This window comes from Ruegeria sp. HKCCD6426 (genome assembly GCF_057221115.1).
In genome coordinates this window covers 61739-87213 of record NZ_JBWVBF010000002.1, presented here as the reverse complement: position 1 = coordinate 87213, position 25475 = coordinate 61739, and the positions used below count along the sequence as shown (strand labels likewise).

Sequence of the window (25475 nt, the reverse complement as noted above, 5' to 3'; positions counted from 1 at the left end):
TCTGGCGCGACAGCGCCAGAGGGTCAGCATTATCCTCTCATCGTTTGTTCCGGGCCGACACGATCTGGATCAAATTCGGCCCGGGTATTCAGCCCTGAAGGGCTTCCCACATTTCCAGATCGCGCTGGGCGGTCCAGATGCGCGGTGTATCGATGCCGCGCGCCTCGTCATAAGCGCGTGCGACATTGAATGGCAGGCAGTGTTCGTAGATCGCGTAGTCGGCGAATTTCGGATCGCATTCGGCACGCACAGCGTCCCAGGCCTCTTTCAGAGAACCACCGCGCGCGGCAACTTTAGCAACCGGGCGATAGGTGCTTTCGACAAAGTCACGAGTGTTTTCGATGGCGGCGTTGACCATGTCCTTGCCGACCAGCGCGTCGCCCCGACCCGGCGCAATAGCGTCGACGTCGAACCACTTGATCTCGTCCAGCGTATCGCCCCAGTCGCCGAAATGACCATCGCCGCAGTAACAGGCCGAGTGGTATTCGACGATGTCACCGGTGAACATCACGTTCTGATCGGGGACGTGGATAACGATGTCACCGGCTGTGTGAGCACGGCCCAGATGCATCATATCGATGCGGCGGTTGCCCAGATAGACGGTCATCGTGTCGCTGAAGGTAGTGGTGGGCCAGGTCAGGCCAGGAATGCTCTCATGCCCTTCGAACAGGCGGGGGAAACGCTGGAATTCACTGTCCCAATCTTCCTGTCCACGCTCCACGACCATGGCGCGCGCCATATCCGACATCAGGATCTGCTGTGCGCCAAAGGCGCTGGCACCCAAAACACGCACGGCGTGGTAGTGCGTGAGTGCCACATGAGTGATCGGCTTGTCGGTGACCGATCGGACGCATTCGATCACCTTGTTGGCCAGACGTGGGGTCGCCTGAGCTTCGACGATCATTACGCTGTCATCACCGATGATAACGCCGGAATTCGGATCACCTTCGGCGGTGAAGGCATAGAGACCTTCTCCTACCTCTGTGAAAGAGATTTTCTTTTCTGACATGTCCCCTTGGGATGCGAATGCTTTGGCCATCTATTCAGTCCTTTTGCAGAAATTCGAGCCGGTTGCCGAAAGGGTCTTGGGCAAAGAAACGGCGGCGATCTTTTAGTGTCGTGTCCCAGCCTACAGTTTGACCGGTGGCTTTGATCTGGGCGGCAACGGCGTCGATGTCGTCCACGACGAACCCGGGATGCGCTTTGCGCGCGGGTCTGAAATCGGTTTCCACGCCCAAGTGCAACTCGGCCTGACCCAATGACAGCCACAACCCGCCACGTGCCCGCAAGGGCTCGGGCTTTGGCAGTTCCTTCAGGTCCAGTGCGGCGCACCAGAAGGCGCGAGCAGCGGGCTCGCCCCCTTCCGGTATCGCAATCTGGATGTGGTCCAGCTCAAACATGCATCAACGCTCGTACGGATCGGTCAGAGCGGGCAAAACCGTGCCGGTGCAGTCTCCGAAGCCAATCATGTATCCGTCGCCCTTTGCGGCGCCAGTCAGGGTCAGCGTGTCGCCGTCTTCGATGAAGCTGCGGGTTTCGCCGGTGTCCAGCGTCAGAGGTTCCTTGCCGCCCCAACTGAGTTCCAGCAGCGAGCCGCGTTCTGGCTTGGTTGGGCCTGAGATCGTGCCCGAACCCAGCAGGTCGCCCGTATTCATTGGGCAGCCAGACGTGGTGTGATGCGCCAGTTGCTGGGCAGCGGAGTAGTACATCTGGTTGTAGTTCGTCTCGGCAATAGTTGTCGGGGCTTTCCCGGCGGGTGTCATCGTAATCGACAGGTCGATGTCATACAGCATCGGACCGCAGTCCTTAAGGTGATCCAGCAGCTCAAATTCACGCGCGGGGGTGTCGCAGCGGAAGGGTTCCAACGCGGCCTTGGTAATAATCCAAGGGGAAATCGATGTCGCAGTGGCCTTGGCCTGGAACGGGCCCAGAGGCTGGTATTCCCAGGCCTGAATGTCACGCGCTGACCAGTCGTTCAGCAGGACGTAGCCAAAGATGTTGTCGTCGGCCTCCTGAACTGTGATCGGTCCATCGGATGGAGTTCCGACAATCGCGCCCATCTCAAGCTCTATGTCAAAGCGACGGCTGGGTAGAAAGGCGGGCAACTCCTGATCAGGTGATTTCAGCTGCCCCCACGGGCGGCGAACATCAGTGCCCGAGACGACGACGGACGAGGCGCGCCCGTTATAGCCGATCGGAATATGCAGCCAGTTCGGCGGCAACGCGTTCTCCGGGCCGCGGAACATGGTGCCTACGTTGAAGGCGTGGTTCCGGCCCGCGTAGAAATCAGTGTACTCGCTGACGGCAAAGGGCAGGTGCATTTCAACTTCGTCCTGCGCCACCAATAGGGTTTCGACCTTGTCCTGCTCTTCGGACCCGTCGGCCAGCAATTCGGTTAGCCGGTCGCGCAGAGCAGCCCAGACGGCTGGGCCTTCTTCCATCAGTGGATTCCAGAAGGGCAGATCGAACAGCGGCTCATCCGCCAGCGTGACCAACCCCTGTTCCTCGGCTGCAGTCAGGTCGAGGATCATATCTCCGATTGCGACGCCGCAACGCGGGTCGGAGCCTTCGGTTGAAAAGACGCCATAGGGCAGGTTGTTTAGTGGGAAAGGGGCGTCGACGGAATTGGCCGAAGCCACCCAGGATTTTTTCAATTGGCTCATGCGTGTCTCATTTTGCGTCGGGTTGGGCCTCGGGCGCTGCATCTGAAAATGCGGGCAAAGCAAGGCAGGTTTGTTCGATCTCGGTCAAGCGTGAAAATGGGGCCATATCCAGCCCCCAGCGTCGCGCGTTATAGAGTTGCGGCACAAGGCAAATATCGGCGAGGCTAGGCGTGTCTCCCATAGCGAAGCGCGTGTCTGACTTGGCCAAAGCCTGAAACGCAGTAAAACCACGTTTCATCCAGTGGCACATCCAGTCGATGCCTTGTTTGTCACTTGCACCTAGCGCGGTTTTGAGGTGGCTTACGACGCCCGCATTCTGGATCGGGTGGGTATCGACGGCAATTGTATGTGCTACTGCATGGGTGCGGGCTCGTTCCAATGGGTCAGAGGGCAAAATAGCCGGAGTAGGATGAGTCTCTTCCAGCCAATCCAGTATCGCAAGGGATTGCGTCATCATCGTACCGTCGTCCAGTTCGAGTGTCGGCACCAGACCAATTGGGTTCTTGGCCAGATACGCGGCTTCCTGCTGTTCGCCCTTGATCAGATTGACGGGCACATCCTCCCACTCGAGCCCTTTGAGGCCGAGTGCAATCCGCAGTCGATAAGCCGCGGAAGACCGCCAATATCCGTAAAGTCTCATTTCTTGCCCGGTGTCCCATCGAATTTCTTCTCAAGATCGCTCCAGCAATCTATGTAGTCATCCTGCAGCGGTGCTTCTTTGGCGGCAAAGGCCGTCAGATGCTGCGGGAAACGGGTCTCGAACATGAAGGACATTGTATTGTCCAACTTGTCCGGGCCCAGATTGGCATTCGATGCCTTTTCAAAGGCTTCCCTGTCCGGTCCATGGGGCAGCATCATATTGTGCAAGCTCATGCCTCCGGGAACGAAGCCCTGTGGCTTGGCGTCATACTGGCCATAGATGTTGCCCATCAGCTCGGACATGATGTTCTTGTGGTACCACGGTGGGCGGAACGTGTCTTCCATCACCATCCAGCGTTCGCGGAACAGGACGAAATCGATATTGGCCGTGCCGGGATGGCCCGAAGGTGCGGTCAGCACGGTAAAGATCGACGGGTCCGGGTGATCGAAAAGGATCGCGCCAACGGGGCAGTAGTTGCGCAAGTCGTATTTGTATGGCGCGTAATTGCCATGCCAGGCGACTACGTCCAGTGGCGACTGATCAATCTTGCTCTGATGGAACTGACCACACCATTTGATGGTGATGGTCGAGGCAACCTCTCGGTCTTCGAAGGCGGCCACTGGCGCTTTGAAATCACGCGGGTTGGCCATGCAGTTGGCCCCAATCGGGCCACGACCGGGCAGTTCGAACTTCTGACCGTAATTTTCGCAGACAAATCCGCGGCACGGCCCTTCCAGCACTTCGACGCGATAAACCAGACCGCGTGGGATGATGGCAATTTCCTTTGGTTCCAGATCGATAATGCCCAGCTCGGTTGCAAAGCGCAGGCGACCTTCCTGCGGGACCACCAGCAGCTCGCTGTCGGCCGAGAAAAAATAGTCATCCACCATCGATTCAGTGACTAGGTAGATGTGGCTCGCCATGCCGACCTGCGTGTTCACATCGCCCGCGGTCGTCATGGTGCGCATGCCGGTGATCCAGTTCAGCCCATCTTCGGAATGGGGGACCGCGTCCCAGCGGTACTGGCCAAGGCTGATCACATCGGGATCAACACAAGGGGCGGATTTCCAGTAGGGTATATCGAGCTTTTCATACCGCGCCGAGTGTTTGACTGACGGGCGAATTCGGTAGCACCACGTCCGCTCGGGCGGGTTGGCGGTGAAGGCTGTGCCACTCAGTTGTTCGCCATAAAGACCATAGTTACATTTTTGCGGGCTGTTCATTCCCTGCGGTAGTGCGCCTGTCAGGGCCTCGGTTTCGAAATCATTTGCCCAGCCCGGCATATAGCCTGGAAAGGTGCCGACAGGCGTTTCAGCTTGGATCATTTCACGTGGGTGAGTCGGACGATTCATGGTGAGACCTCGCTTTTCTGCTTGTCGAATAATAGTTGTTTTTGTAACTAACAAGCATGACACGGGATGAAACTAACAAAAAAGATGAGTTTGATCTGCGGGATTTCCTGCCATTTCTGTTAAATCAGGCGGCCGAGGAAAGTTCTCTCGAGTTTCAGCGCGTCTATAAGAATCGCTACGGCATGTTGCGGACGGAATGGCGGGTTCTGTTTCATCTGGGCAACTACGGAGAGATGACGGCCAAGGACATCGGGGTGCGGGCAAAGATCCACAAGACCAAGGTAAGCCGGGCCGTGCGTAAGCTGGAACAGCGCCGTTTTCTGCGAAGGTTGCGCGACGAAAACGACCGCAGGGTCGAGAGGTTGTCGCTAACCCAGTCCGGTCAGGTCGCTTATCGTGAATTGCGCTGTATTGCGCAGGAATACGACGCGAAACTGGCCGCACATTTCACCAATGGCGAGGTGGTTCTTTTGCGGATGATGCTGCGACGGCTGGCCGGAATGGAATAATCACTGGTAATCTGCCCCTGTTCTTCCCAGATGAAGATCAGAGTGGATACAGGGACGTGACATGACAGCCTCGGAGACCGACGCGGCAAAATCTATTGATCTCATTGAGTGGCTGGTTTCGCGCGGCCTTGAAGGCGCAGACAAGCAGGACTTGTTGGATGGATATTGCACGAAGCTAATCGAACTCGGCGTGCCATTGATGCGATTTCATGCCGCGCAGTCGGCGCTGCATCCGGTCTATGGCGGAACCGGGTACAGTTGGTATCAAGATCAGGGGGGCGAATATCAGACGTTCGAGTACTCCGAGGAGCCGAGTGAAATCTGGAAGCAAAGCCCGCTGTTTGCGCTGCTTAACGAAGATATAGGCATAATCCGCGAAAGGTTGGTCGACCAGAACGAAGCCAGCAGGTTCCCTCTTTTGAATGATCTTCGGGAAACCGGAGCGACGGACTATTATGCAACTGGCGTCAGTTTTGACATCCCGACCCATAAGGGTCCCAAGGATGCCAAGAAACCTGTTGATGGGGTTCTGATGTCATGGACCAGCAATGCGCCGGAAGGGTTTCATGACACCGACCTGGACCTGATCAATACAGCGCTGCCGCATCTTGGGTTGGCGTTGAAATCCGCGTCGAGTGCGCGGGTCGCGCAGGATTTGATGCGCGTGTATCTTGGCCGCGACGCTGGTCAGCGGGTTTTGTCAGGTGAAATCCGGCGTGGATCACTGCAAGAGATTGACGCGGTGATCTGGAACTTTGATCTTGAGGGTTTCACCAGCCTGTCAGAGGAATTACCGGGGTCCGAGATCATCGACATGCTGAATGACTACCTCGCTGTAGCTGTTGATGTCGTTCACACATGCGACGGCAGTATTCTGAAATTCATGGGCGATGGCCTGATGGCCATGTTCGACGTAGGCGAGATCGACGCTGATGCCCGTGCGGCGCTGGGTGCCGTTGCCGTCCTTCGAGAGCGTATGGACGAATTGAACAACCAGCGCATCGCAACCGGCCAACCCGTGTCGAACTACACTCTGGCTCTGCACGCGGGTGAGATTTTGTACGGTAATATCGGCGCAGAAAACCGCTTGGATTTCACGGTCATTGGCCCGACGGTAAACCAGGCCGCACGGATTGCCGGAATGCACCGTTCGCTGGGGCAGCGCATCCTGATCTCTGACGATGTGGCCCGCGCGGCGCAACCCAGCGATCACGAGCTGATCTCGGTCGGTCGCTACATGCTGCGCGGTGTGCCCGAGCCGAAAGAGTTGTTCACGGTTTATCAGCCGGGCGAGTAAGGGATGTTGTCAGTCGGTGCCGGACATTCAACAGTGACCTGTGGGTGTCCGGTTCTTCTTTTACCCGGCTGGCAGACTGCCGCAGTGAACCTAAAAATCGATTTCTACACCCGGCAGGTTCAGCTCTTTCATCATATCGCGCAGTTCCTGACGTGCCGCAATATTCGAAATGTTGAGCTGCTTGACCCCGATATCCTTGAGGTCCAGCAGTGTCAGACCGCGGGGGAACAGTTCGCGGAAAATCACGCGCTCGGAAAAGCCGGAAGCGACGCGAAAGCCGATACGTTGGGATAGCATCTCAATCGCGCGCTGCATCTTTTCTTTGTTAACCATGCGCTGTGTGCCGACGCGGTTGCGCACCACGACCCAGTCAATTGGTTTCAGGCCTGCCTGTGCCCGCAACTGACGCGCATTCCAGACCATTTCCGAATAGACCGACGGCCCGAGAATTTTCTCTCCTTTGGAGTCGATCCGAGCCAGCAGATCAAAATCGATGAAGCTGTCATTCAGTGGTGTGATCAGCGTATCGGCCAGCGAATGCGCCACCTGGCTCAGCCGTGTGTGCGAACCGGGGCAGTCGATCAGAATGAAATCGCTGTCACTCTCCAGCTCGGCCACGGCGGCCGACAGTCGGTGGTCATAAATGTTCTCGCCGGGCTTCAGTTTGGTGGCGTCGATTTCGGGCAGATCGTGGTGGCGGGGGCCTGCTAGTGACAGGTCAGCGCCGTTCAGGAAGTTCCGGCGGTTTTCGAAGTACCGACCCAGGCTGCGCTGTCGAAGATCCAGATCCAGGGTGCTGACCCCATGACCCAACCGCGCAAGCGCAGTGGCCACATGCATGGACACGGTCGATTTGCCTGCGCCGCCCTTCTCATTTCCGACAACTATGATATGTGCCATGCCTGTATTCCCAAGTCCCGCCGTGTTTGCCCACAGGTTGTTGTCGCCCACTATATGTTGTGTAAGCCGGGAAGGGAAGAACCTCAGGCACGGCTGGAGGTCAATTGCAGACTCTATTTTGGAAAAATGCATGACTGGCGCAGGTTAGAGGCAGTCATTGCCAAATCCGACGCGTTGTTTCACTGTCCTGAGTGAAAAGCAGACCTAGAGGACACTGGTTGGACCATCTGTTTCTGAACGTTTTGAACGTGGTTTTGCCCGTGCTTATCTGCGCTGGAATCGGTTATTGTCTGGCCCTGATCAAGGCGCCTTTTGACAACAAGGTAATTGGTGGCGTCGTCTCGAATGTCGGGTATCCGACATTGATCATTTCGCACCTGTCGACCACCAAGCTGGATGTCGGAACCTTTCTGGACATGATGGCAGCGGCGGCGTTAGCGGTTGCAGGCTTTGGTGTGTTGGGGTTTGCGGCACTCAGGGCCTTGCGTTTGCCAGTTCGGGCGTTCCTGACGCCGCTGATGCATGGCAATGTTGGCAATATTGGTTTGCCGATCACATTATTGGCGCTGGGTGATGCGGGTATGGCGTATACCATGGCATTTGTCGTTGTCGTACTGATCAGCATCTTCACTGTTGGCATGTGGATTCCGGCGGGTGAGTTCTCGCCCAGGAAACTCGCTACATCGCCCATCATTTATGCGGTAGTCGTAGCGCTAATCCTCATGGCCACGGGTTTTGCTCTGCCGCAACCCATTGCCAAATCCTTTGACATATTAGGTGGTCTGTCGATCCCGTTGATGCTGCTGACGCTTGGACACACTTTGGCAACTTTGAGGATCGACAGTCTCGGGCGCGCTGTGTTGCTGACGGGGTTGCATCTGGTAATGGCTCTGGTGATAGCCAGTGCGCTGGTTTGGGGTTTCGGGTTTTCCGGCACCGAACGCGGTGCGCTGATCCTGTGCTGTCTGATGCCGGCATCCGTGGCAACCTACCTGTTCATTGATCAGCATATGCCCGAGTATGGCCCGGATGTAGCCGGCTACATTCTGGTTTCGACCCTGACCTCAATTGTCGCTCTGCCTGTCGCGCTGTCTTATTGGATTTGACCGCATGCCAGGTCACGCTAGGGCCTGAAGATTTTACCCTTGGACAGACGACTGCGGCTGTGATTTGGGGAAGCTCTATACGTGGCGAAATAAAATCGTATAAATATAAGCACGTTATCTCAACAAGCCACTGAGTTGAGGCAGTGCCGAGGATTGATGCGTTGCCCGGTCAGAAGGCCCATTCGGGAACTGGGGCAAGCTGATGACCACGACAAACACAAGTGACACCTCGGACACGGGCGGTGCGCGCGTGGTACTGGCGATGACCGCCATCTGTATGATGGTCGTGGGTTTCAATACCACGGCGGTGGCGACCATCCTGCCCAATCTCAAGGCGGAATTTGATCTGACACCTTCCGCCCTGCAATGGGTAATGGCCCTGTATACGGTCGTCAGCGCCACCCTTGTTACAATCGTCAGTCGGTTGGGGGATATCACCGGTAAGATGGGTGTGTTCTTTTTCGGGATGATTGTCTTTGCTGCCGGATCGGGTTTTGCTTTGTTTGCGCAAGATGCCACCATGCTGCTGATCGGTCGCGGCGCCCAAGGCGCGGGGGCGGCGGCACTATTCGGAACATCGCTGTCCATATTGACAGCCGCAACGCCGGACGAGCAGCGCGCGAGTGTCACGGGAGCGTGGGGGGCGATCGTCGGCCTTGCCATTGGTGTGGGGCCAATCGTTGGTGGCGCTTTCGCCCACTACATCAGTTGGCGGGGCGTGTTTGCAATTGACCTCGTTCTGCTGGCCGCGGCTTTTGTCATTGGCTTGCGGGTGAGCAAGCGAAACTATGTACCAGATACCCGTCTGGCCGATGCCCGGTTTGATTTTCCAGGCGCAATTGCACTGATCCTGCTTCTGGGGCCATTGTCATTTGCGCTGAGCAATGGCGAGAGCCGGGGATGGGACTCAAAACTGACTCTGGTCCCGTTGTGTGTGTCCGCGGTCGCGGTGATTGCACTGGTGATTACATCACGGCGCAGTTCAGACGCGTTGATCGAATTGCGGTATTTCCGCCATCCGCGCTATTTTATGGCGGCAACGGGAATGTTCTTCACCGGCTTCACTCTCTTTAGTTTCTTTGTCTACTTTAACGTCTTTGTTCAATCGCCGGATACGTTCGGCTATTCGCCCATTGATGCAGGCCTGGCGATCCTGCCGCTTAGCGTGAGCATGTTCATCGTGTCAGTTTTCGCACCTCGGTTTCTGGCCCCGTACAGTTTCCAATGGCCAGTCATCTTTGGTATGGGGTTCATGGCCTTGGGGTTTTTACTGTTAACGACGACCACGAATACGACCGGTTATGCCGAGCTTTGGTGGAAACTGGCAATTATCGGAGTTGGGTTGGGCATTGGATTTTCCCTTTTGCCCCGCTTGGCCTTGCGCCTATTGCCAGAAGAACATGTGGGGCAGGGCTCTGGTGTGGTGAATGCATTCCTCTATTTCGGGGCGACTTTGGGTTCTGTGATCGGTGGTCTTGCCGAAGCCGTCACGATCCGTTGGGGGTTGTCCGAAGTTATTAATGCTCTGCCGGCTGGATCAACACAGCGCACCGATCTGGCCCACGCTTTGACACATGGGGCACCCAGTCAGATTCAAAAATTAATTGCAGAGCTGGATCCTGAAAAGGGAACCACTTTGGCGCAAGCTTTGCGCGAATTGCAGGACAACGCTTTTGACAGCGCAATGTTCGTTGCGGCGATGGCGGCGCTAATCGCGATGGTACTTGCGATCCTGTTGCTGCGCGGCCCGGTGCCGCCGTTGCATAGTGCGGTCGACCTGACGAAAGAGCGGAGATGATCCATGGCAGCGTGAGCTGGTCATGGGTTCGCCGTTTTGAAACACAATACTCCGCTTTGAATGGCCGTTAGGTCCGCTTTGCGGACAAAGCTGACATATCCAATAGCTAAGGCAATGTCGGGTATTGGGTCGTCTGCTGTAGAACAAAAAAAATAACTGGAAAGAAGGTTCAAATCGAAGGCGTTATTCCACTTTAAACGCACACATCGTGGCCTGCTTTAGTGGCTTGCCAGGATGACAGTATGAAGCAGCTCGCCATTAAATCGAGATGCGCACCACCTCCGTTCTTGAACACGGTGATCTGATCGTCACTTTCGCGCTGCATACGATCCATCTGATAGAAATCTGCAATCACATCATCTTGAGTAATAACGCCTTGCGAGATTGGGGTCTTCAACTCGCCGATGTGATCAATTGTGGTGTCCCGGCTGTCGACAAAGAGGCGACCCCGGCGTAGCACCTCATCATCGGCCTCACGCATATCGGGCCGGTAGGATCCGATAAGGTCTACGTGTTGGCCCGGCCGCAGCCATTCTCCCCTCAGCAGAGGATCGGTCGACATGGTTGCAGATGTGATGATGTCTGCATGCTCAACAGCGTCAGAAAGGCTGGTGGCTACGTTAGTCCCGGGATAAAGCTTGGCAAATGCCTCGGCGCCCTCAGGCGACCGGTTCCAGACGGTAAATTTAGCATTCGGGAATAGCACGCTGTAGGCTGCGTGTAGGGAGTGGCTGACAGTCCCCGCGCCAACAATTAGAATTTGGTTGCTATCAGTGCGCGCGAGACGTCGTGCGCCCAAAAGGCTGTCCCCTGCGGTTTTCCATTTGGTCACAAGGTGAAAGTCAATGATCGCCGCTAGCTTTCCGTCCTGATCTGAGAAGAGATTGACTGCACCCCCAATCGTGGGTTTGCCCGAAACCGCGTTCTTTGGAAAGACTGTGGCGCATTTCACCGCAAGTCCCATGCCTTCAATCCAGGCTGACCGATTCAAGAGTGTGTTGTCACCCTGGTAGAGAAGCACATCGGCGACTTCAGCTTTTGGCAAATCGTGCCCTTTTATGAAAACGTCTGTAAGCGCGATCCAATCGAGGTTTTTCTCGCCCTCTTCAAACGAAATAAACTCGGTCATCTCAATATCCTGATCGCGGGCCTGTTCAGTCCGTATGTCTTCGACAATGCACCCCCCCTTACAATCGGATCAGGCGGCTCAACGAAGTACTGGCCGGTACCATAGACCATCAAACAGCAACTGCAACTTTGCGGTCATTTGCCTCTATTGCAGCAAACGGTATTTTGGGCTCGAACCAGATGCTGACCAGCACTTGATTGTTCGACAAAAAAGGCCGCTCCAACGGAGCGGCCTTTCGCATTCGGATGAGGCTAGGTTTAGAAGCCCAGGCCTTCGTATTTCTTTTTGAACTTCGACACGCGACCGCCAGCGTCCATCAGGCGCGACGAGCCACCGGTCCACGCAGGGTGCACGGAGGGGTCGATTTCTAGGGCCAACTGGTCGCCTTCGGCGCCCCAGGTGGATTTCATCTGAACCACGGTGCCATCGGTCATTTTGACGTCGATGACGTGATAATCGGGATGGATGTCTTTTTTCATCTTTCCGTTCCTTACGCTTCGGCGCCAGCCTTGGGCTTGTAGTTGGTGACTTCTGCGATACGCGCGGATTTACCACGGCGCGAGCGCAGATAGTACAGTTTGGCGCGACGAACGCGGCCACGACGGACAACGGTGATGCTGTCGATGTTGGTCGAATACAGCGGGAACACACGCTCCACGCCTTCGCCAAACGAAATCTTGCGAACGGTGAACGAACCGGCAATGCCCGTGCCGTTGTTGCGCGCGATGCAGACGCCTTCGTAGTTCTGCACACGGGTGCGCGACCCTTCGGTCACTTTAAAGCCGACACGGATGGTGTCACCGGCTTTGAAATCGGGGATGTCTTTCCCCAGGGCGGCAATCTGTTCCGCCTCAAGCTGTGCGATCAGGTCCATCGCAATTACTCCTATCTGCTCGTGGTTGGTCCACGAAGTTTGGGCACGGCCTGAGAGCTCTTGGTCTTCACCGGGTCCTGCGTACAGCCCGCCAGAGGTCAGATCGAATGTTCCTTTGGTCCGGCCTGCCGCACCGTGTCCTGGTCGAAGAAAACCCGACGTCTCGCTGCGAAACAAACCAAAACACCGGAGTCGCGTAGGCGCGGCACCGGATTGCCGTGCTTTACGGGCTTTGCGGGTCGGGATCAAGCCTAAATCGCAATCGAATAAGGGGATGGGCGGTGGGTTTTCGCCGTTGGGAAAATGCTCCGTTGCCTTGTGAGGCCGATCAGGCATTCTGGTCACAATAATACGAGCAGAAATTTGAAACAGGAATACATGATGCGTAAAGCACTGATGCTGGTCCTTGCTACCCTTGCGCTGGTATCTTGCGGGCGCCGCGGTCCCGCGCCTCAGTCAGTTGAGCCGCTGACTTTTGCCGACGCAACGGCCCCGGCAGTTATCTACCCGGATTTCGGGGACGCCGATCCGCATGAATGGGAAGGCCGGCACCCTGGGCATTACCCGGTGCATGGGTTGGATGTTTCGCGCTGGCAGGGGCAAATCGACTGGCGCAAAGCCCAATCCTCAGGCGTGAGTTTTGTCTTTATTAAGGCAACCGAAGGTGGCGACGTAGCTGACCCTCTGTTTGACGACCATCGGCGTGGCGCGCAGGCGGCTGGAGTGCCCTGGGGGGCGTATCACTACTACTATTTCTGTCGTTCGGCAGCGGAACAGGCAAGGTGGTTTATTCGCAACGTGCCTAAGGGGGCTGATCTTCCGCACGTGCTGGACATGGAATGGACGCCTCATTCCAAGACGTGCACACTGCGCCCCGATGGCAGTACAGTCCGGGCGGAGGCGCAGCGGTTTCTGGACATCCTGGAACGTCACTATGGACGCCGCCCGATCATATATACAACAGTCGATTTCTACCAAGACACCAATATCGGACGGCTGCCCAAGGCTGAATTCTGGCTGCGTTCAGTTGCGGGCCACCCCCGCAACGTCTACCCGAAGTCTATTTGGCGGTTCTGGCAATACACGGGCACAGGCCTGGTGCCCGGCGTGCAGGGCAAGGTGGACATCAATACGTTCAACGGAACGCCCGAAATCTGGGCGCAGTGGAAAAGTGGCGGATACTGACGTCTGGTCCGGTGGGCCTAAGACTTAGCTCTGGTCGCAGAGTATGTTTCGATAGTGCCGCCGCCTACTAGATGACTGAGCCGGCGTTCACGTTCTTCGCCAAAGGAATCATTCAGCCAGAACCTCTCGCCGTCCGACAGCTGGCGGCGTTCAAACCCATGCTCGGTCATACAGCGGTTCACTTGATCGATGGCACCCTGATCGCGCAGTTCATCTTCAAAAGGAACAGTAAGGATCGGGCCAATAACAATGCCAAACAACAGAACGTTAGTCATGTAACCACCAACGACAGCAGCGTTTTCCCCCTCATGCTTTTCGGCGACGCACCCCTTAAATGCGGAACGGGCAGAGTTAAGGTCATGACCAGCCTGCGTTGGGACCGATGTGGCAAGAGGTTTGGTTGTGCAGGCCGAAGTGGCCAGCAAAGCGAGGAAAATGATTCTTTTCATTAAACAGCCTGTCTTACGCTAATGTGGAATAGATGCGCGCAACATCTGTTGGATGAGTATTTCGAGAATTAATCAGCCACAAGCAGTGAGCACTCAAAGCTTGAATATGCGGCATGGGGGACACACATGGCGTGTCAGTCCGAAGTCTTGCCTAGTGATTTCAGATAGTTTTCCCACAAGTCCGGCCGCCGCTCGCGGGTGATCTGCTGCGACAAATCCTGACGCCACTGGGCGATACGCCCATGGTGGCCAGACATCAGAATATCAGGGATCGGACGGCCCTTCCATTCTGCGGGGCGCGTGTATTGCGGATGTTCCAGCAGGCCCGACGAAAAGCTCTCTTCTTCGGCTGAGGCCTGATTGCCCAGCACGCCCGGAATCAACCTGACTGTTGCGTCGATCAAAGCTTGGGCCGCGATTTCACCGCCGGTCATGACGAAATCGCCTAAACTGACTTCCTGAACGCCGTAATGTTCCAGCACCCTTTCATCCACGCCTTCGAAGCGGCCACAAAGAAGGGTCATTCCGTCACAGCGCGCGAGGTTCTGCATCATGCGCTGATCCATCCGCCGGCCGCGCGGGCTGAGGTAAATCAGTGGCCAGTTGCCCTGTATCCCCTCCATCGTACGTTCGATCGCTTCGCCCAGCACGTCTGCACGTAACACCATTCCGGCGCCACCACCGGCGGGCGTGTCGTCTACGTTCCGGTGCCTGCCGATGCCGAATTGGCGAAGGTCGACCGTCTCCAGCTGCCATAACCCTTCTTGCAGCGCCTTTCCGGTCAGGCTCTCCCCCAATACGCCCGGAAAGGCCGAGGGGAACAATGTGATGATCTTGGCTTTCCACACACCGTGCAAATCCGGTGTCGGGGTCATCAGCTCACGCGGCTTCAGTGTTGGACGGATGGCTTTACGGCCATGGGATTTACCAGGATTGTCTGTCATGTGGTGCCGATCAGATCGTTTTGAGCGCTTTCAACCAAAGCCGCCTTTTGTCGGATCAGCGCGGCTTCGTCCAGACCAGACCGGTTGAGGCCCAGCAGCTCGGCCAATATTTCTTCGGGCAGGCGGTGATTGGCACGGGTCGGGCCGATCAGTTGCGCGGTTTGTTCCGAGGGCAAGTCCAAGAATTCCGCAAATGGATCCCCGGGTCCAAAGGGACGACCTTGCAAGTCTTCAAGCCACTCGGTTTGAACATTAACCCCCGTTAGCCGGTCACGGAAAAGCCCGGCTGTGGATTGCGGCGAAGGCACCGGATCGAGGCGCGTTCGATAGGCCTCGAAATCCTGAACCAGACGCGTGCGCTGCAAGTCATGAGCCCACAGGCTGCGCAACCAGCTTCCGCGTTGCCGCAGGGAAAGATACACGGTGATATCCAAGGGTTCGCCGGAAAAGCGATCCCGAACCAGATTTACCAGATGCGCCGCAAGTTCGGGCGCGGCCTCGTACCCCACTGCGACATTGCGGCTAGGCCGCAGGCCCGCGAAATTTTCTTCGCTGAGGATCAGCCCTCGTCGGTTGCCAAAATCCAGTGACGCCAGAAACGCGTGCATCATGTCAGTAAAGTCAGTGAGTGCGCCGGGCGTGCCATAGACCGAATAGCGCGTGGCCGCTTCGGCCAGGCCAGATTTGCGCGTGCGATAGGGCAGAACCAGCGCGTGATCTGGCCAGATCAATTCGCGATTTTCGAACAGGAAGGATTGTGCTGCCGTCGTTCCGGTCTTGTGCAGACCCAGATGCAGCATGATCTTCCGCATTACAGCAGGCCTTCGGGTGGATCGGCTACGATACGGCCTTGCTCCAGATCGACCGTAGGAACCGCCTCGAGTGTAAAGGGAAGAAAAACCGTGGACTTCAAGCTGGGTCCGTGCAGTTCCAGCAGATCGGTTGCACCGTGGTTCTGCACCGATTTCACGCGGCCCAACAGAGTGCCGCCAGTGTCATAGACTTCCAGTCCGATCAGATCGGTGTGATAAAACTCGTCATCCGGCAACGATGGCAGTTGGTCGCGCCGGGCGAACAGGCGCAGACCATTGATTGCATCGGCCTCTTCTTTGGTCTCGACCCCGCCCAACCTTGCAGCAAACCCATTCTTGATTGTTCGGGTCAGAACCAGTGGATAGCGTTCCGCGCCGGTCTCGTCGGTCAGCGGAGAATAGGTTTCGATATCTTCGGGCACCGCGCAGTAGCTTTTCAACCGCACCTCGCCGCGCACCCCATACGAGCCCGCAATACTGCCTACGCAGATCAGATCACTCATTTGATCCTTCCGTTGTCACACATATCCCATCCTGCCAGTTGCCCTGGTTCGCACATGCCTCACGTTGGTTGCTGCGTTCAAAGTATACGCCCACAATAAAGGCGATCAGCAGAAGGATGGGAAGTCGTAACAATCCGAACATCTGCCTATCTCACCTCGACCGCCAGTTCCGTGCTTCGACTTTCCCAGCCGACGCGCTCAAGCTCGGGGGCGTCCAACAGTTCTTCGGGCCAGCCGACGCAGAAATAGCCGATCAGCCGCCAACTGTAAGGCACGTCAAGATCGCGGGTCAAACGGTCAGGGTCGAGAATCGACACCCAGCCCAGCCCCAGCCCTTCGGCCCTCAGGGCCAGCCAGAACAGAGTGATGGCAGTTACTACCGAGTAGCGGCGCGTTTCGGGCATCGTTCCTGCACCCAGCCCCAGGCCCTTGTCGGTCGCCTCGTCACAAAACACGGCCAGTTGCACAGGCGCTTCTTTCATGCCCGACAGTTTCAAGCCGCTATAAATTTTCGCCGATTCACCAGAGTAGCCCGCAAGGGCTTCGGCGTTTGCGGTCTGGAAATTTTCAAGCGCGGCTGCGCGTGCTGCCGGGCTTTCGACGCGGATCACGCGCCAGGGTTCACTTAGCCCCACCGAGGGAGCCAGTCGAATCGTGTCGAGGCAGCGCGCCAGCACCGCCTCGTCCACGGGATCGCTGCGGAACCGGCGCACATCACGCCGGAGCCGCAGCAACAGATCGAATTGCGTGCGGAATTCGTTACTGAAAGTCTGATCCTGCACGCGCCTACCTGCTTATTCTTCAGCAGCAGCTTCTTCTGCCGGAGCAGCAGCTTTAGCAGCTTTCTCTTCCGCGCGCTCCTGAGCTTTCTTGCCCGGAGTACCCTTGTTGGGGTTGTTGCGCTCGGCCTTTTCGCGGGTGCCTGCTGCTTCCAGCATGCGTGCGATACGGTCGGTGGGCTGGGCGCCCTGGTCCAGCCAGTACTGAATGCGCTCCATGTTCATTTTCACGCGCTCTTCGCTGTCTTTCGGCAGCAGCGGGTTGTAAGTGCCCAGCTTTTCGATGAAACGGCCGTCGCGCGGCATGCGGCTGTCAGCAGCCACGATGCGATAGAAGGGACGCTTTTTCGAGCCGCCGCGGGCGAGACGAATTTTCATTGCCATGGTGGTATCTCCTTTGAATGGCATCACGCCAATGGCGTGTCTTTGGTGAAGCCGGGAATTGCCCGGCTATTTCTGGTGTTTCTTGTGGTGTCGGATGACTTCCTGAATGACGAAATTCAGGACAGCCTTGGCGAAATCAGGGTCCAGATCCGCCGTTTTCGCCAGTTCTTCTAACCGTGCGATCTGTGCAGCTTCGCGCGAAGGATCGGACGGGGGAAGGTCGTGTTCGGCCTTGAGCTTGCCAACGGCCTGCGTGTGTTTGAACCGCTCGCCCAGCGTATAGACGAGGATCGCGTCCAGCCGGTCGATGCTTTCGCGATGCTCCTTCAGCAGCATGGCGGCTCGCGTCACGGGGTTGTTCATTGGCTGGTCCTTTCGGTGCTCAATGCAGGTTCGGATAGGTCGATCTTGGGGTGGCGCCAAACTTGACAAGTTTTACCCAGCACCTCGCCCTCACGCTCATAGGTGGCGCCCAACCGTTCGGCCAATGCACGCGAACGGGTGTTCTCGTGGGCGATATAGGAAATTACACGGCTCAGGTTCTGTTGCTTCGCCGCATATGTACGAGCGGCAACGGCGGCCTCATACGCAAGCCCTTTGCCTTCGGCTTCTTCGAGCAGGGTCCAGCCAAGTTCAGGCTCGTCCCATCCGGGGATATCTATAATGCCAACCCATCCCGCAAACAGGCCGGTGGACTTTTCGGTCAGGTGCCAAAGACCGTAGTCTCTCACCGCCCAGTGACCAAGGCGGTTGGTTAACGCGCTCCAACTGCCCAGCTCATCTCTGGGTCCGCCGACCATGTGGCTGCGTTCAGACGCGTAGAACGCAGTCATCGCGGGCAAGTCATTCCAATGTGGCGCGCGCAGTATCAGGCGTTCGGTTTCAATCGAGGGGATCGAGTATGTCGTTGTCATGCGATCCCCTCCGATAACTGGTCCGGGCCGGGGTGGCGATAGACCAGCTCGGTACCATGAGACACGTTTTCATAGCTGCGCTCGTAGTGCGCGCCCAGCCGCTCGGCCAAAGCGATCGAGCGGTCGTTGCCCGGAAAGATATTCGAGCTCAGGGTCTCGAAACCCAGAACTTCATAGGCATAGCGGCGCGCCTCTTCTGCGGCTTCGCCCGCGTATCCCTTGCCTTCGCTTCCGGCGAACATGACCCAGCCGAGCTCCGGTTCAGGCCAGCCTTCGGGGCCCCAGATTCCGACAAAGCCTACGGGCTGACCGCCATGGGTTTCGACGGTCCAGAAGCCATAGTCGTGCAGAACCCAGTGGCCGATCATGCTGGCGAACCATCGCCATGCTTCGTTCCGGCCCAGAGGTCCGCCAAAGCCCCAGCTTCGATCTTTGTCAGCAAAGAACTCGGCGACGTTCTCGAAATCACGTTCTTCAGGGCCTCGCAGGATCAGCCGATCAGTTTTGAGAGTAGGGATCTGGAGGTCAATCATGCGTAGGCCTCCATCCCGCCGTTCACGAGATCGGAAGGTCCGGGGTGACGCCACATCTGCATGGTGCCGAATTTGGGATGTTCGTAGATGCTTTCGAACCGGGCGCCCAGCCGTTCCGCTACGGCCTTGCTACCCGCATTTTGCGGATCGATCAGAGAGATCGAGGTGTCCCAACCCAATACGTCATAAGCATATGTCCGAGATGCCAGAGCGGCTTCGGTCGCATAGCCTTTGCCGGTTGCGTGGTTCATCAGCGTCCAGCCGATTTCAGATTCAGGCCAGCTGTGAGGACGCCACAGGCCAACGTGACCTACATAGGTTCCGGTGTCCTTTTCTTCGACGCCCCAGAAGCCAAAGCCACGCATGGCCCAGTGGCCCAGCAGCGTCGCTACCATGCGCCAGGTCTCGTCCGGACGAAGCGGACCGCCCACGAATTTTGAGGCATCGCTGGCAAAGAACTCGGCCTCTGGCACGAAGTCAGCCTCGCACGGCGCGCGCATGATCAGGCGTTCTGTTTCCAGTGTTGGGATCGCCATGGAAATTGTCATGCCTGCACCCCGCCGTAACGCCAGACATGCTGATCCGTGCCAACGGTGCGCTCGGCAACTTTGTCACGCGATGCGCCCAATCGTTGGGCGAGGGCATTCGAGCGGGCATTGGAGGCCGACACGTAGCTTACGAATTGTCCCGGTCCAAGCAGGTCGAACCCAAAATCACGCACGGCAGAACAGGCTTCAGTGGCATATCCTTGCAGACGATGCTCTGCTCCGAACATATAGCCTAGCTCGGGCTCGTGATCGTCCCATTCAAGCCCCAAAATGACGAAGCCGACGATCTGGTTGTCTTCTTTTCTTGTGACCGTGAACAAGCCGTGACCGTGCAGAAGCCAGCCGGACGTATAATAGGAAAACTCGGTCCAAGCTTCCTGTTCCGTATCGCCAAAGCAGTCCCGACAAATCGCCGTCCACACAGACAGGTCTTCAATACGTGGAGCACGCAGGACCAGCCGCCGGGTCTCGATGACCGGCAGGGCAGCGCGATAATGCGCTGCTGCCATCGCCGCCTTTCCGGACGGGGGCTGGGTGCAGCGTGCTGGGGTCACTTTTTCTTTCCGAAACCGCTCAGACCCGGGGGCAGGGTCATGCCGCCACCCATTCCAGGCATACCGGGCATCTTGCCACCCATCGCCTTGGCCGCCTGTTCCAGTGCCTTGGGGTCCATACCCGCGGCCATTTCCTCGGGCGAGGGGCCGCCTTTGCCGAACATGCCTTTCATGGCCTGCTTCAGCATCTTGCCTTTGCCCATCTTGCCCATCTTCTTCATCATGTCCGACATCTGCCGGTGCATCTTGATCAGCTTGTTGAGGTCGCTGACCTCCATGCCCGAACCTGCCGCAATCCGCTTCTTGCGGCTAGCTTGCAGCAGCTGCGGGTTGGCGCGTTCACGCTTGGTCATGGACTGAATCAGCGCGATCTGCTGGCGCAGGATCTTGTCGTCCATGCCGGCCTGATCCATCTGCTTGGCCATTTTGCCCATGCCCGGCATCATGCCCATCATGCCCTGCATGCCGCCCATCTGGATCATCTGTTCCAGCTGCATTTTCAGGTCGTTCATGTTGAACTGACCCTTGACCATGCGCTTCATCATGCGCTCGGTCTGTTCCATCTCCATCGTTTCCTGGGCCTTTTCGACCAAGGCAACGATGTCGCCCATGCCCAGAATACGACCGGCGATCCGGTCCGGCTCGAAGGTTTCGAGCGCGTCCATTTTTTCGCCCAGACCGACAAAGCGGATAGGCTTGCCAGTAACCGCGCGCATCGACAGCGCCGCACCGCCGCGCCCGTCGCCGTCCATCCGGGTCAGGACCACGCCCGAGATGCCAACCTTGGCCTCGAACTCTTCTGCGACCTCAACAGCGACCTGACCGGTCAGACCGTCGACGACCAACAGGGTTTCACGGGGGTCGACCGCATTGCGGACCTGCTCGACCTCGTCCATCAGCACTTCGTCGATGTGCAGACGACCCGCGGTGTCGAGCATGTAGACGTCATAGCCGCCTAGCGTCGCCTGCTGTTTGGCACGTTTGGCGATATCGACCGGCTTCTGGCCCGGTACGATCGGCAGGGTATCCACGCCGACCTGGGTGCCCAGAACCGCCAGCTGATCCATCGCCGCCGGGCGATAGACGTCCAGCGAGGCCATCAGGACCTTTTTGCCCTCTTTCTCCTTCAGTCGCTTGGCAAGCTTACCGGTCGTCGTCGTCTTACCCGAACCCTGCAGACCGACCATCAGGATCGGAGCGGGCGGGTTGTCGACCTTCAACGCGCCGGGATCGTCCTCGCCGCGCAGAACATCAACCAGCGTGTCGTGTACGATCTTGACGACCTGCTGGCCGGGCGTAATCGACTTGGTGACAGCCTGACCGGTGGCCTGATCCTGCACCTTCTTGACGAATTCGCGTGCCACCGGCAGCGAGACGTCAGCCTCAAGCAAGGCTACACGCACTTCGCGCAGGGCGGTTTTTACGTCCTCTTCGGACAGGGCGCCTTGCTTGGTCAGCCGGTCAAAGACGCCAGAGAGGCGTTCGGATAGATTTTCAAACATGCCTTCGGCCTCCTATGCCGGTTTTGACTTGATGCTTCCTAAGTAGGAAACACCGGTTGAATACACAATTGCCCCCACGGGCGTAACACGCTGGTGGGGGGCGATCCCTGAACGACTCAAGGGACCGGAAGATCACGGCTTCCGGATGTTTGGCGGTTGCGTATGCCTGTTTGCTTGTAGAGTCAAGCGAGACAGGCCTTGAACCCGGCACGCTTTCGCTGCAAATGCGACCGAAACTCACCGGGAGGCCGACATGGATGCATCATCTGCATTTCAGGATACTTTGCCGCTTAGCTCTGATGCGCTGCTCTCGCAACTGGATGAATGGGGGCTGACCTATCGACTTCATACGCACATCCCGTTGCGCACTGTCGAAGACGCCAAAGGGGTCGAGGATCAGTTTTTAGTGCCTGGTGAGAATGTCCTGCGGCTCAAGAACCTGTACCTGCGCGACAAGAAGAAGCGGAATTACCTGATAACGCTGGAACAAAGCCGCGAGATCGATCTCAAGGCGCTTGCGGCTGAACTCGGGATCGGCAATTTGTCTTTTGGCTCGGCGGATCGACTGATGCAGAACCTCGGCATTCGCCCCGGCGCAGTTAGTCCGCTGGCGATGATCAACGGGGTGGAAAACAACGTGCGTTTCTTCATGGACGCTGCCGCACAACAGTCGGACGTCATAAATATGCATCCGTTGGTCAATGATCGGACGGTTGCAATGCCCCGCACCGATTTGATGGCGTTCCTTGATAGAATTGGATGCGACGTGAACTGGCTGCCCTGATCAGTTGTCCAGTGCCTTGTTCAGTGCGGCCGCGACATGTGCAGCGGATGGGTTGATGAACAGATGCCCATCGGCCTCGAATACCGGGTCGTCCAGATGATCAGGAAAGGCCAGCGGTAGCTCGGTGCAGGCCAAAAGGACTGCGGTTCCGGGTGTTGCGTGGCGATTGCAGAAAGCCAGCAGTCGGAAACGGGCGGCGTTCGACGCACCTCCATAGAAGTCTGTGTCGATCATATCCTGCATTTCGGCTATTGCCGGTCCGGGCAGCGGGTCATTGGCTGTGACGCCCTTGGCAGCAAGATGTTCGGCATAATCAGTAGCCTGCATTGTAACCGTCGTCCCCAAAACCAAAGCTTTCGACGCTGACGTTGTGGCAGTAACATGGGCGGTTGCGTCAAAGATGCTCAGGATCGGCATAGACACACCTTGCCGGATTGCGTGCAATCTGGCGTGAGGCGTGTTTGACGCGATAATGCCAAAGTCGCAACCCGCGCGTTCGAGGGTGAGAAGCGCCTCACGAAAGACAGCGTCGAACGCGGCCCAGCTTTGTTCGTCTCCGGCCACGCCACGTAGGGCTCGGGTTTTGGCTTGCGTGACAGATTCGATCGTCATCGGAGGGACTGGCAGCGGGGACCCATGACCACGTTCGGCAAAATACCGGCCTGAACCTTCGGCGATAGCACGGTAGTAGTCCACGGTTGAGGCCCAGCCGACGCCGCCCAGAATTCCGATCTTTTTCATTTGAAACGCCCAATCCGAATTGACCTGATGGGGCGCAGACTGGACGTTTCAAAGTGGATTGACCAGAGGGTCGATCAAGCCGCCAGTTCGGAAACGGCCTTGCGTGCGTTGTTCAGGGCTGCTTCGGCATCGACGGCCATCTGATCCGCAGCAACCACGTCGACATCGGTGATGCCTATGAAGCCCAGTACGTGGCGCGCATAGTTGGTGGCAAAGTCGACTTCGGAACCGACGGGCACACCGCCCGAGGCAATTGCCAGAACGGCCCGCTTGCCCTCAAGCAAACCCTTGGGGCCGTTTTCGGTATAGGCAAACGTCAAACCAGCGCGGGCAACCAGGTCGATCCAGGCCTTGAACGCGGCTGGAACCGAGAAGTTGTAAATAGGCAGGCCGATGACGATTGTATCCGCCTGCTGCAGTTCCTGCACCAGCTCATCAGACAGGGACAGATGATCACGCTGAGCTTCGTTGCGCTGATCGGCTGGCGTGAAGTTGGCGTTGATCCAGTCTTCAGTCAGCAGAGGAAGCGGAGTCGCCAGATCGCGGCGGATGATTCTGCCAGCGTTCAGGTGCTTGACGACCCGGTCTGACAATTCACGGGTGGTCGATCCGTCGCGGCGGGCCGAGGCGTCGATGTGCAGAATGGTCTTGATCATTTCAGTTGGTCCTTTGGTCAGTGTGAATTGAATTCGGGCTCAATATGTTTGTTGCGCTGGCGAACAAAACTCGGATACATCAACAGTCATTGTTGGAATTTGCACACTGGAAGCGATGCAATGGACAATTGGGACGAAGTGAGAACCGCCTATCAGGTGGCGCGCATGGGCACGGTCAGCGGTGCGGCCGAAGTTCTGGGTGTGCATCATGCAACGGTCATCCGCCATATCGACGCGATCGAGGCGCGCTTGGGCGTCAAACTATTCCAGCGCCACGCGCGTGGTTACACACCGACAGATGCGGGCGATGACCTATTGCGGGTGGCGCAGGCGACCGAAGATCAATTCAACCAACTGGTAGGCCGGATGAAGGGGCGCGGCGATGACGTCTCGGGCGAACTTGTCGTGACCTCACTGGCGTCGTTCGCACCTCTGATCGTGCCGGTACTCAGTGAATTCCAAAATGCGCATCCGGGGTTAATAGTGCGCTATCTGACGGGCGACCGCCTGTTCCGCCTGGAATATGGTGAAGCCCATGTCGCCATTCGCGCGGGCGCCGTCCCGGATCAGCCCGACAACGTGGTGCAGCCGTTTGTTCTACAAGAGGTGGGGCTTTATGCGAGCAAGTCTTACATCGACCGCCATGGCAAGCCTGCGAGCGTTGAGGATTTTGCCAGCCATTTCTTTGTCAGCGCGGATGACGAAAACAGCCGGGCTCCGTTTTCGAGATGGCTGCGCGCGACAGTTCCCGCAGAGGCGATCACTTTTCGCTGCACCAACAATTTCTGTATGCGCGAGGCGGTTCTGGCCGGCGCTGGCATCGGTTTCATGGCAAGGTGGGAGGCGGCTCGCGATCCTGATCTGATCGAAGTTGTCGATCCTTTGCCTGAGTGGTTCGGCAAGCTGTGGCTGGTCACCCATGTGGACCTGCATCGCACGACCAAGGTGCAGGCTTTTCTGAAATTCCTCAAAGAGCATTCCAAAGGCTGGCAGACATGAGCCAACAGGCCCGCGGCCATCTGGCTATGCTTGTTTTTTCAGCATTGGTTGCAGGCAGCTTTTCGCTGGGCGCGATGGTGGCCAATCAGATTGCGCCTTCTGCGATCACGGCGGCACGTTTTGCCATTGCGGCGGTTGTCCTTGGTGTTGCTGCGCTCTTGACCACAGGTTTGCCGCGCAGCGCAGCGCAAGCGCCTTGGCGCTATCTGATCCTGGGCGGATTGTTCTCGGCCTATTTCGTATTGATGTTCTATGGCCTCAAGACAGCTGCCCCTGTCAGTGCTGCCGCAGTCTTTACTCTGACACCGGTAATGTCAGCGCTTGCGGGATGGGTGCTGCTGCGCCAGATCACGACACCTCGTATGGCCACGGCGCTGGCAATCGGTGCAACGGGCGCGCTGTGGGTGATTTTCAAGGCGGATTGGCTGGCATTTCGCGCGTTTGAAATTGGCGGTGGCGAGATCATCTATTTCTGGGGTTGCGCGGCCCACGCGGTCTATACCCCAATGGTTCGCAAACTGAATCGAGGGGAGTCAGCGGTCGTGTTCGCCTTTGGCACCCTGCTTGCAGGTTGCCTGATCCTGACAATTTTTGGCTGGTCAGATATTCGCGCCACGGACTGGGCCAACCTTTCGCCCCTTGTCTGGATCAGCCTTCTTTACCTGGCTCTATTCGCAACGGCTGCCAGCTTTGTGTTGGTGCAATTTGCGGCACTGCGCCTGCCGTCAGCCAAGGTTATGGCATATACCTATCTGATACCCTGCTGGGTCATCCTGTGGGAAATCGCTCTGGGTCGGCCAGCGCCAGCCGCGCTGGTCCTGGTTGGGGCTGCGTTAACGGGGATTGCGCTTGTTCTTTTGCTGAAGAGCGAAGAGGTGCCGCCGAATACCGCAAGCCCGGCACTGGACTAAGTCTTGCGT

General features: G+C 57.4%; 31 protein-coding genes. 8 read left to right on the top strand and 23 right to left on the bottom strand.

The features are described 5' to 3' along the window. Window positions 1–88 precede the first annotated feature (88 nt). The 5 genes from AC2TDA_RS05080 to hmgA are packed head-to-tail and all read right to left on the bottom strand — an operon-like array spanning window position 89 to window position 4655. The gene (locus tag AC2TDA_RS05080; protein ID WP_480880783.1) at window positions 89–1039 is read right to left on the bottom strand and encodes an MBL fold metallo-hydrolase; all 951 of its coding nucleotides are present in this window, start codon (window positions 1037–1039) and stop codon (window positions 89–91) included. 4 nt (window positions 1040–1043) lie between these two features. Next, complete coding sequence (locus tag AC2TDA_RS05075; protein WP_480880785.1) at window positions 1044–1400, bottom strand: VOC family protein; 357 nt, start codon at window positions 1398–1400, stop codon at window positions 1044–1046. Window positions 1401–1403: 3 nt separating this feature from the next. Then, window positions 1404–2663, bottom strand: coding sequence for a fumarylacetoacetase (gene fahA, locus AC2TDA_RS05070; RefSeq protein WP_480880786.1), 1260 nt, complete (start codon window positions 2661–2663; stop codon window positions 1404–1406). 7 nt (window positions 2664–2670) lie between these two features. Continuing rightward, entirely contained in the window at window positions 2671–3303 is a 633-nt protein-coding gene (maiA, locus tag AC2TDA_RS05065) for a maleylacetoacetate isomerase (protein WP_480880787.1), read from the bottom strand. Next, window positions 3300–4655 carry a homogentisate 1,2-dioxygenase gene (gene hmgA / locus AC2TDA_RS05060; RefSeq protein WP_480850034.1) on the bottom strand — a complete coding sequence of 452 codons (1356 nt, stop codon included), beginning with the start codon at window positions 4653–4655 and terminating at the stop codon, window positions 3300–3302. Before hmgA ends, maiA begins: the two co-directional genes overlap by 4 nt. A gap of 56 nt (window positions 4656–4711) precedes the next feature. On the opposite strand from hmgA, the gene AC2TDA_RS05055 reads away from it, so the two are divergent. Together AC2TDA_RS05055 and AC2TDA_RS05050 are read left to right on the top strand one after the other, a co-directional pair. Next, window positions 4712–5164, top strand: a complete 453-nt coding sequence (locus AC2TDA_RS05055) for a MarR family winged helix-turn-helix transcriptional regulator (protein WP_480880789.1) — start codon at window positions 4712–4714, stop codon at window positions 5162–5164. A 61-nt stretch (window positions 5165–5225) separates the two neighbouring features. Further along, complete coding sequence (locus AC2TDA_RS05050) at window positions 5226–6461, top strand: adenylate/guanylate cyclase domain-containing protein (RefSeq protein ID WP_480880790.1); 1236 nt, start codon at window positions 5226–5228, stop codon at window positions 6459–6461. 90 nt (window positions 6462–6551) lie between these two features. Here the strand turns inward: AC2TDA_RS05050 and AC2TDA_RS05045 are convergent, their stop codons facing one another. Next, on the bottom strand, window positions 6552–7361 hold the full coding sequence (locus AC2TDA_RS05045; RefSeq protein ID WP_480850040.1) for a division plane positioning ATPase MipZ: 810 nt from the start codon (window positions 7359–7361) through the stop codon (window positions 6552–6554). 218 nt (window positions 7362–7579) lie between these two features. Here AC2TDA_RS05045 and AC2TDA_RS05040 point away from each other — a divergent pair, with 218 nt between their 5' ends. Both AC2TDA_RS05040 and AC2TDA_RS05035 read left to right on the top strand, forming a co-directional pair. After that, a complete protein-coding gene (locus tag AC2TDA_RS05040) occupies window positions 7580–8467 on the top strand; it encodes an AEC family transporter (protein ID WP_480880791.1) in 888 nt (295 codons plus the stop codon). A 202-nt stretch (window positions 8468–8669) separates the two neighbouring features. Next, window positions 8670–10265: an MFS transporter gene (locus tag AC2TDA_RS05035; protein ID WP_480880792.1), complete on the top strand. Its 1596-nt coding sequence runs from the start codon at window positions 8670–8672 to the stop codon at window positions 10263–10265. 193 nt (window positions 10266–10458) lie between these two features. Here the strand turns inward: AC2TDA_RS05035 and AC2TDA_RS05030 are convergent, their stop codons facing one another. From AC2TDA_RS05030 to rplS, 3 genes are all read right to left on the bottom strand, one after another. Next, a complete protein-coding gene (locus AC2TDA_RS05030) occupies window positions 10459–11394 on the bottom strand; it encodes an ornithine cyclodeaminase family protein (RefSeq protein WP_480880794.1) in 936 nt (311 codons plus the stop codon). 257 nt (window positions 11395–11651) lie between these two features. Then, window positions 11652–11873 carry a 50S ribosomal protein L31 gene (rpmE, locus tag AC2TDA_RS05025; protein ID WP_050605278.1) on the bottom strand — a complete coding sequence of 74 codons (222 nt, stop codon included), beginning with the start codon at window positions 11871–11873 and terminating at the stop codon, window positions 11652–11654. Between the two features lie 11 nt (window positions 11874–11884). Continuing rightward, complete coding sequence (gene rplS, locus AC2TDA_RS05020) at window positions 11885–12268, bottom strand: 50S ribosomal protein L19 (RefSeq protein WP_480850209.1); 384 nt, start codon at window positions 12266–12268, stop codon at window positions 11885–11887. A gap of 381 nt (window positions 12269–12649) precedes the next feature. On the opposite strand from rplS, the gene AC2TDA_RS05015 reads away from it, so the two are divergent. Then, window positions 12650–13453 carry a glycoside hydrolase family 25 protein gene (locus AC2TDA_RS05015; RefSeq protein WP_480880795.1) on the top strand — a complete coding sequence of 268 codons (804 nt, stop codon included), beginning with the start codon at window positions 12650–12652 and terminating at the stop codon, window positions 13451–13453. A gap of 17 nt (window positions 13454–13470) precedes the next feature. Here the strand turns inward: AC2TDA_RS05015 and AC2TDA_RS05010 are convergent, their stop codons facing one another. From AC2TDA_RS05010 to ffh, 12 genes are all read right to left on the bottom strand, one after another. Beyond that, window positions 13471–13902: a hypothetical protein gene (locus AC2TDA_RS05010; RefSeq protein ID WP_480880797.1), complete on the bottom strand. Its 432-nt coding sequence runs from the start codon at window positions 13900–13902 to the stop codon at window positions 13471–13473. Window positions 13903–14036: 134 nt separating this feature from the next. After that, window positions 14037–14846 carry a tRNA (guanosine(37)-N1)-methyltransferase TrmD gene (gene trmD / locus AC2TDA_RS05005; protein WP_480880798.1) on the bottom strand — a complete coding sequence of 270 codons (810 nt, stop codon included), beginning with the start codon at window positions 14844–14846 and terminating at the stop codon, window positions 14037–14039. Beyond that, window positions 14843–15658: a hypothetical protein gene (locus AC2TDA_RS05000; protein ID WP_480880799.1), complete on the bottom strand. Its 816-nt coding sequence runs from the start codon at window positions 15656–15658 to the stop codon at window positions 14843–14845. The genes trmD and AC2TDA_RS05000 overlap by 4 nt, the downstream gene beginning before the upstream one ends. Then, window positions 15658–16161 carry a ribosome maturation factor RimM gene (gene rimM / locus AC2TDA_RS04995; protein WP_480880800.1) on the bottom strand — a complete coding sequence of 168 codons (504 nt, stop codon included), beginning with the start codon at window positions 16159–16161 and terminating at the stop codon, window positions 15658–15660. The genes AC2TDA_RS05000 and rimM overlap by 1 nt, the downstream gene beginning before the upstream one ends. A gap of 146 nt (window positions 16162–16307) precedes the next feature. Further along, entirely contained in the window at window positions 16308–16943 is a 636-nt protein-coding gene (bluB, locus tag AC2TDA_RS04990) for a 5,6-dimethylbenzimidazole synthase (RefSeq protein WP_480880802.1), read from the bottom strand. A gap of 12 nt (window positions 16944–16955) precedes the next feature. Beyond that, window positions 16956–17324, bottom strand: a complete 369-nt coding sequence (gene rpsP, locus AC2TDA_RS04985; protein WP_480850058.1) for a 30S ribosomal protein S16 — start codon at window positions 17322–17324, stop codon at window positions 16956–16958. Window positions 17325–17390: 66 nt separating this feature from the next. Further along, window positions 17391–17687, bottom strand: a complete 297-nt coding sequence (locus tag AC2TDA_RS04980; RefSeq protein WP_480850059.1) for a chorismate mutase — start codon at window positions 17685–17687, stop codon at window positions 17391–17393. Next, on the bottom strand, window positions 17684–18238 hold the full coding sequence (locus AC2TDA_RS04975) for a GNAT family N-acetyltransferase (protein WP_480880803.1): 555 nt from the start codon (window positions 18236–18238) through the stop codon (window positions 17684–17686). The genes AC2TDA_RS04980 and AC2TDA_RS04975 overlap by 4 nt, the downstream gene beginning before the upstream one ends. Then, the gene (locus AC2TDA_RS04970; RefSeq protein WP_480880805.1) at window positions 18235–18771 is read right to left on the bottom strand and encodes a GNAT family N-acetyltransferase; all 537 of its coding nucleotides are present in this window, start codon (window positions 18769–18771) and stop codon (window positions 18235–18237) included. Before AC2TDA_RS04970 ends, AC2TDA_RS04975 begins: the two co-directional genes overlap by 4 nt. After that, window positions 18768–19319, bottom strand: coding sequence for a GNAT family N-acetyltransferase (locus AC2TDA_RS04965; RefSeq protein WP_480880807.1), 552 nt, complete (start codon window positions 19317–19319; stop codon window positions 18768–18770). Before AC2TDA_RS04965 ends, AC2TDA_RS04970 begins: the two co-directional genes overlap by 4 nt. Then, entirely contained in the window at window positions 19316–19873 is a 558-nt protein-coding gene (locus tag AC2TDA_RS04960; protein ID WP_480880809.1) for a GNAT family N-acetyltransferase, read from the bottom strand. Before AC2TDA_RS04960 ends, AC2TDA_RS04965 begins: the two co-directional genes overlap by 4 nt. After that, window positions 19870–21375 (bottom strand): signal recognition particle protein, encoded by a 1506-nt coding sequence (gene ffh, locus AC2TDA_RS04955; protein ID WP_480880810.1) that lies wholly within the window; start codon window positions 21373–21375, stop codon window positions 19870–19872. The genes AC2TDA_RS04960 and ffh overlap by 4 nt, the downstream gene beginning before the upstream one ends. A 253-nt stretch (window positions 21376–21628) precedes the next feature. Here ffh and AC2TDA_RS04950 point away from each other — a divergent pair, with 253 nt between their 5' ends. After that, complete coding sequence (locus AC2TDA_RS04950; RefSeq protein ID WP_480880811.1) at window positions 21629–22159, top strand: prolyl-tRNA synthetase associated domain-containing protein; 531 nt, start codon at window positions 21629–21631, stop codon at window positions 22157–22159. Here the strand turns inward: AC2TDA_RS04950 and AC2TDA_RS04945 are convergent, their stop codons facing one another. Continuing rightward, entirely contained in the window at window positions 22160–22900 is a 741-nt protein-coding gene (locus tag AC2TDA_RS04945) for an aspartate/glutamate racemase family protein (RefSeq protein WP_480880812.1), read from the bottom strand. Window positions 22901–22974: 74 nt separating this feature from the next. Next, window positions 22975–23556: an FMN-dependent NADH-azoreductase gene (locus AC2TDA_RS04940; protein WP_480850075.1), complete on the bottom strand. Its 582-nt coding sequence runs from the start codon at window positions 23554–23556 to the stop codon at window positions 22975–22977. A gap of 120 nt (window positions 23557–23676) precedes the next feature. Here AC2TDA_RS04940 and AC2TDA_RS04935 point away from each other — a divergent pair, with 120 nt between their 5' ends. After that, window positions 23677–24555, top strand: a complete 879-nt coding sequence (locus tag AC2TDA_RS04935) for a LysR family transcriptional regulator (RefSeq protein ID WP_480880814.1) — start codon at window positions 23677–23679, stop codon at window positions 24553–24555. Beyond that, window positions 24552–25466 carry a DMT family transporter gene (locus AC2TDA_RS04930; RefSeq protein WP_480850079.1) on the top strand — a complete coding sequence of 305 codons (915 nt, stop codon included), beginning with the start codon at window positions 24552–24554 and terminating at the stop codon, window positions 25464–25466. Before AC2TDA_RS04935 ends, AC2TDA_RS04930 begins: the two co-directional genes overlap by 4 nt. Window positions 25467–25475 lie beyond the last annotated feature (9 nt).

Coding starts and splice junctions, on each gene's coding strand:
- AC2TDA_RS05080 (WP_480880783.1), bottom strand. CDS start 1,039: ATGGCCAAAGCATTCGCATCCCAAGGGGACATGTCAGAAAAGAAAATC.
- AC2TDA_RS05075 (WP_480880785.1), bottom strand. CDS start 1,400: ATGTTTGAGCTGGACCACATCCAGATTGCGATACCGGAAGGGGGCGAG.
- fahA (WP_480880786.1), bottom strand. CDS start 2,663: ATGAGCCAATTGAAAAAATCCTGGGTGGCTTCGGCCAATTCCGTCGAC.
- maiA (WP_480880787.1), bottom strand. CDS start 3,303: ATGAGACTTTACGGATATTGGCGGTCTTCCGCGGCTTATCGACTGCGG.
- hmgA (WP_480850034.1), bottom strand. CDS start 4,655: ATGAATCGTCCGACTCACCCACGTGAAATGATCCAAGCTGAAACGCCT.
- AC2TDA_RS05055 (WP_480880789.1), top strand. CDS start 4,712: ATGACACGGGATGAAACTAACAAAAAAGATGAGTTTGATCTGCGGGAT.
- AC2TDA_RS05050 (WP_480880790.1), top strand. CDS start 5,226: ATGACAGCCTCGGAGACCGACGCGGCAAAATCTATTGATCTCATTGAG.
- AC2TDA_RS05045 (WP_480850040.1), bottom strand. CDS start 7,361: ATGGCACATATCATAGTTGTCGGAAATGAGAAGGGCGGCGCAGGCAAA.
- AC2TDA_RS05035 (WP_480880792.1), top strand. CDS start 8,670: ATGACCACGACAAACACAAGTGACACCTCGGACACGGGCGGTGCGCGC.
- AC2TDA_RS05030 (WP_480880794.1), bottom strand. CDS start 11,394: ATGACCGAGTTTATTTCGTTTGAAGAGGGCGAGAAAAACCTCGATTGG.
- rpmE (WP_050605278.1), bottom strand. CDS start 11,873: ATGAAAAAAGACATCCATCCCGATTATCACGTCATCGACGTCAAAATG.
- rplS (WP_480850209.1), bottom strand. CDS start 12,268: ATGGACCTGATCGCACAGCTTGAGGCGGAACAGATTGCCGCCCTGGGG.
- AC2TDA_RS05015 (WP_480880795.1), top strand. CDS start 12,650: ATGCGTAAAGCACTGATGCTGGTCCTTGCTACCCTTGCGCTGGTATCT.
- AC2TDA_RS05010 (WP_480880797.1), bottom strand. CDS start 13,902: ATGAAAAGAATCATTTTCCTCGCTTTGCTGGCCACTTCGGCCTGCACA.
- trmD (WP_480880798.1), bottom strand. CDS start 14,846: ATGACAGACAATCCTGGTAAATCCCATGGCCGTAAAGCCATCCGTCCA.
- AC2TDA_RS05000 (WP_480880799.1), bottom strand. CDS start 15,658: ATGCGGAAGATCATGCTGCATCTGGGTCTGCACAAGACCGGAACGACG.
- rimM (WP_480880800.1), bottom strand. CDS start 16,161: ATGAGTGATCTGATCTGCGTAGGCAGTATTGCGGGCTCGTATGGGGTG.
- rpsP (WP_480850058.1), bottom strand. CDS start 17,324: ATGGCAATGAAAATTCGTCTCGCCCGCGGCGGCTCGAAAAAGCGTCCC.
- AC2TDA_RS04980 (WP_480850059.1), bottom strand. CDS start 17,687: ATGAACAACCCCGTGACGCGAGCCGCCATGCTGCTGAAGGAGCATCGC.
- AC2TDA_RS04975 (WP_480880803.1), bottom strand. CDS start 18,238: ATGACAACGACATACTCGATCCCCTCGATTGAAACCGAACGCCTGATA.
- AC2TDA_RS04970 (WP_480880805.1), bottom strand. CDS start 18,771: ATGATTGACCTCCAGATCCCTACTCTCAAAACTGATCGGCTGATCCTG.
- AC2TDA_RS04965 (WP_480880807.1), bottom strand. CDS start 19,319: ATGACAATTTCCATGGCGATCCCAACACTGGAAACAGAACGCCTGATC.
- ffh (WP_480880810.1), bottom strand. CDS start 21,375: ATGTTTGAAAATCTATCCGAACGCCTCTCTGGCGTCTTTGACCGGCTG.
- AC2TDA_RS04950 (WP_480880811.1), top strand. CDS start 21,629: ATGGATGCATCATCTGCATTTCAGGATACTTTGCCGCTTAGCTCTGAT.
- AC2TDA_RS04945 (WP_480880812.1), bottom strand. CDS start 22,900: ATGAAAAAGATCGGAATTCTGGGCGGCGTCGGCTGGGCCTCAACCGTG.
- AC2TDA_RS04940 (WP_480850075.1), bottom strand. CDS start 23,556: ATGATCAAGACCATTCTGCACATCGACGCCTCGGCCCGCCGCGACGGA.
- AC2TDA_RS04935 (WP_480880814.1), top strand. CDS start 23,677: ATGGACAATTGGGACGAAGTGAGAACCGCCTATCAGGTGGCGCGCATG.
- AC2TDA_RS04930 (WP_480850079.1), top strand. CDS start 24,552: ATGAGCCAACAGGCCCGCGGCCATCTGGCTATGCTTGTTTTTTCAGCA.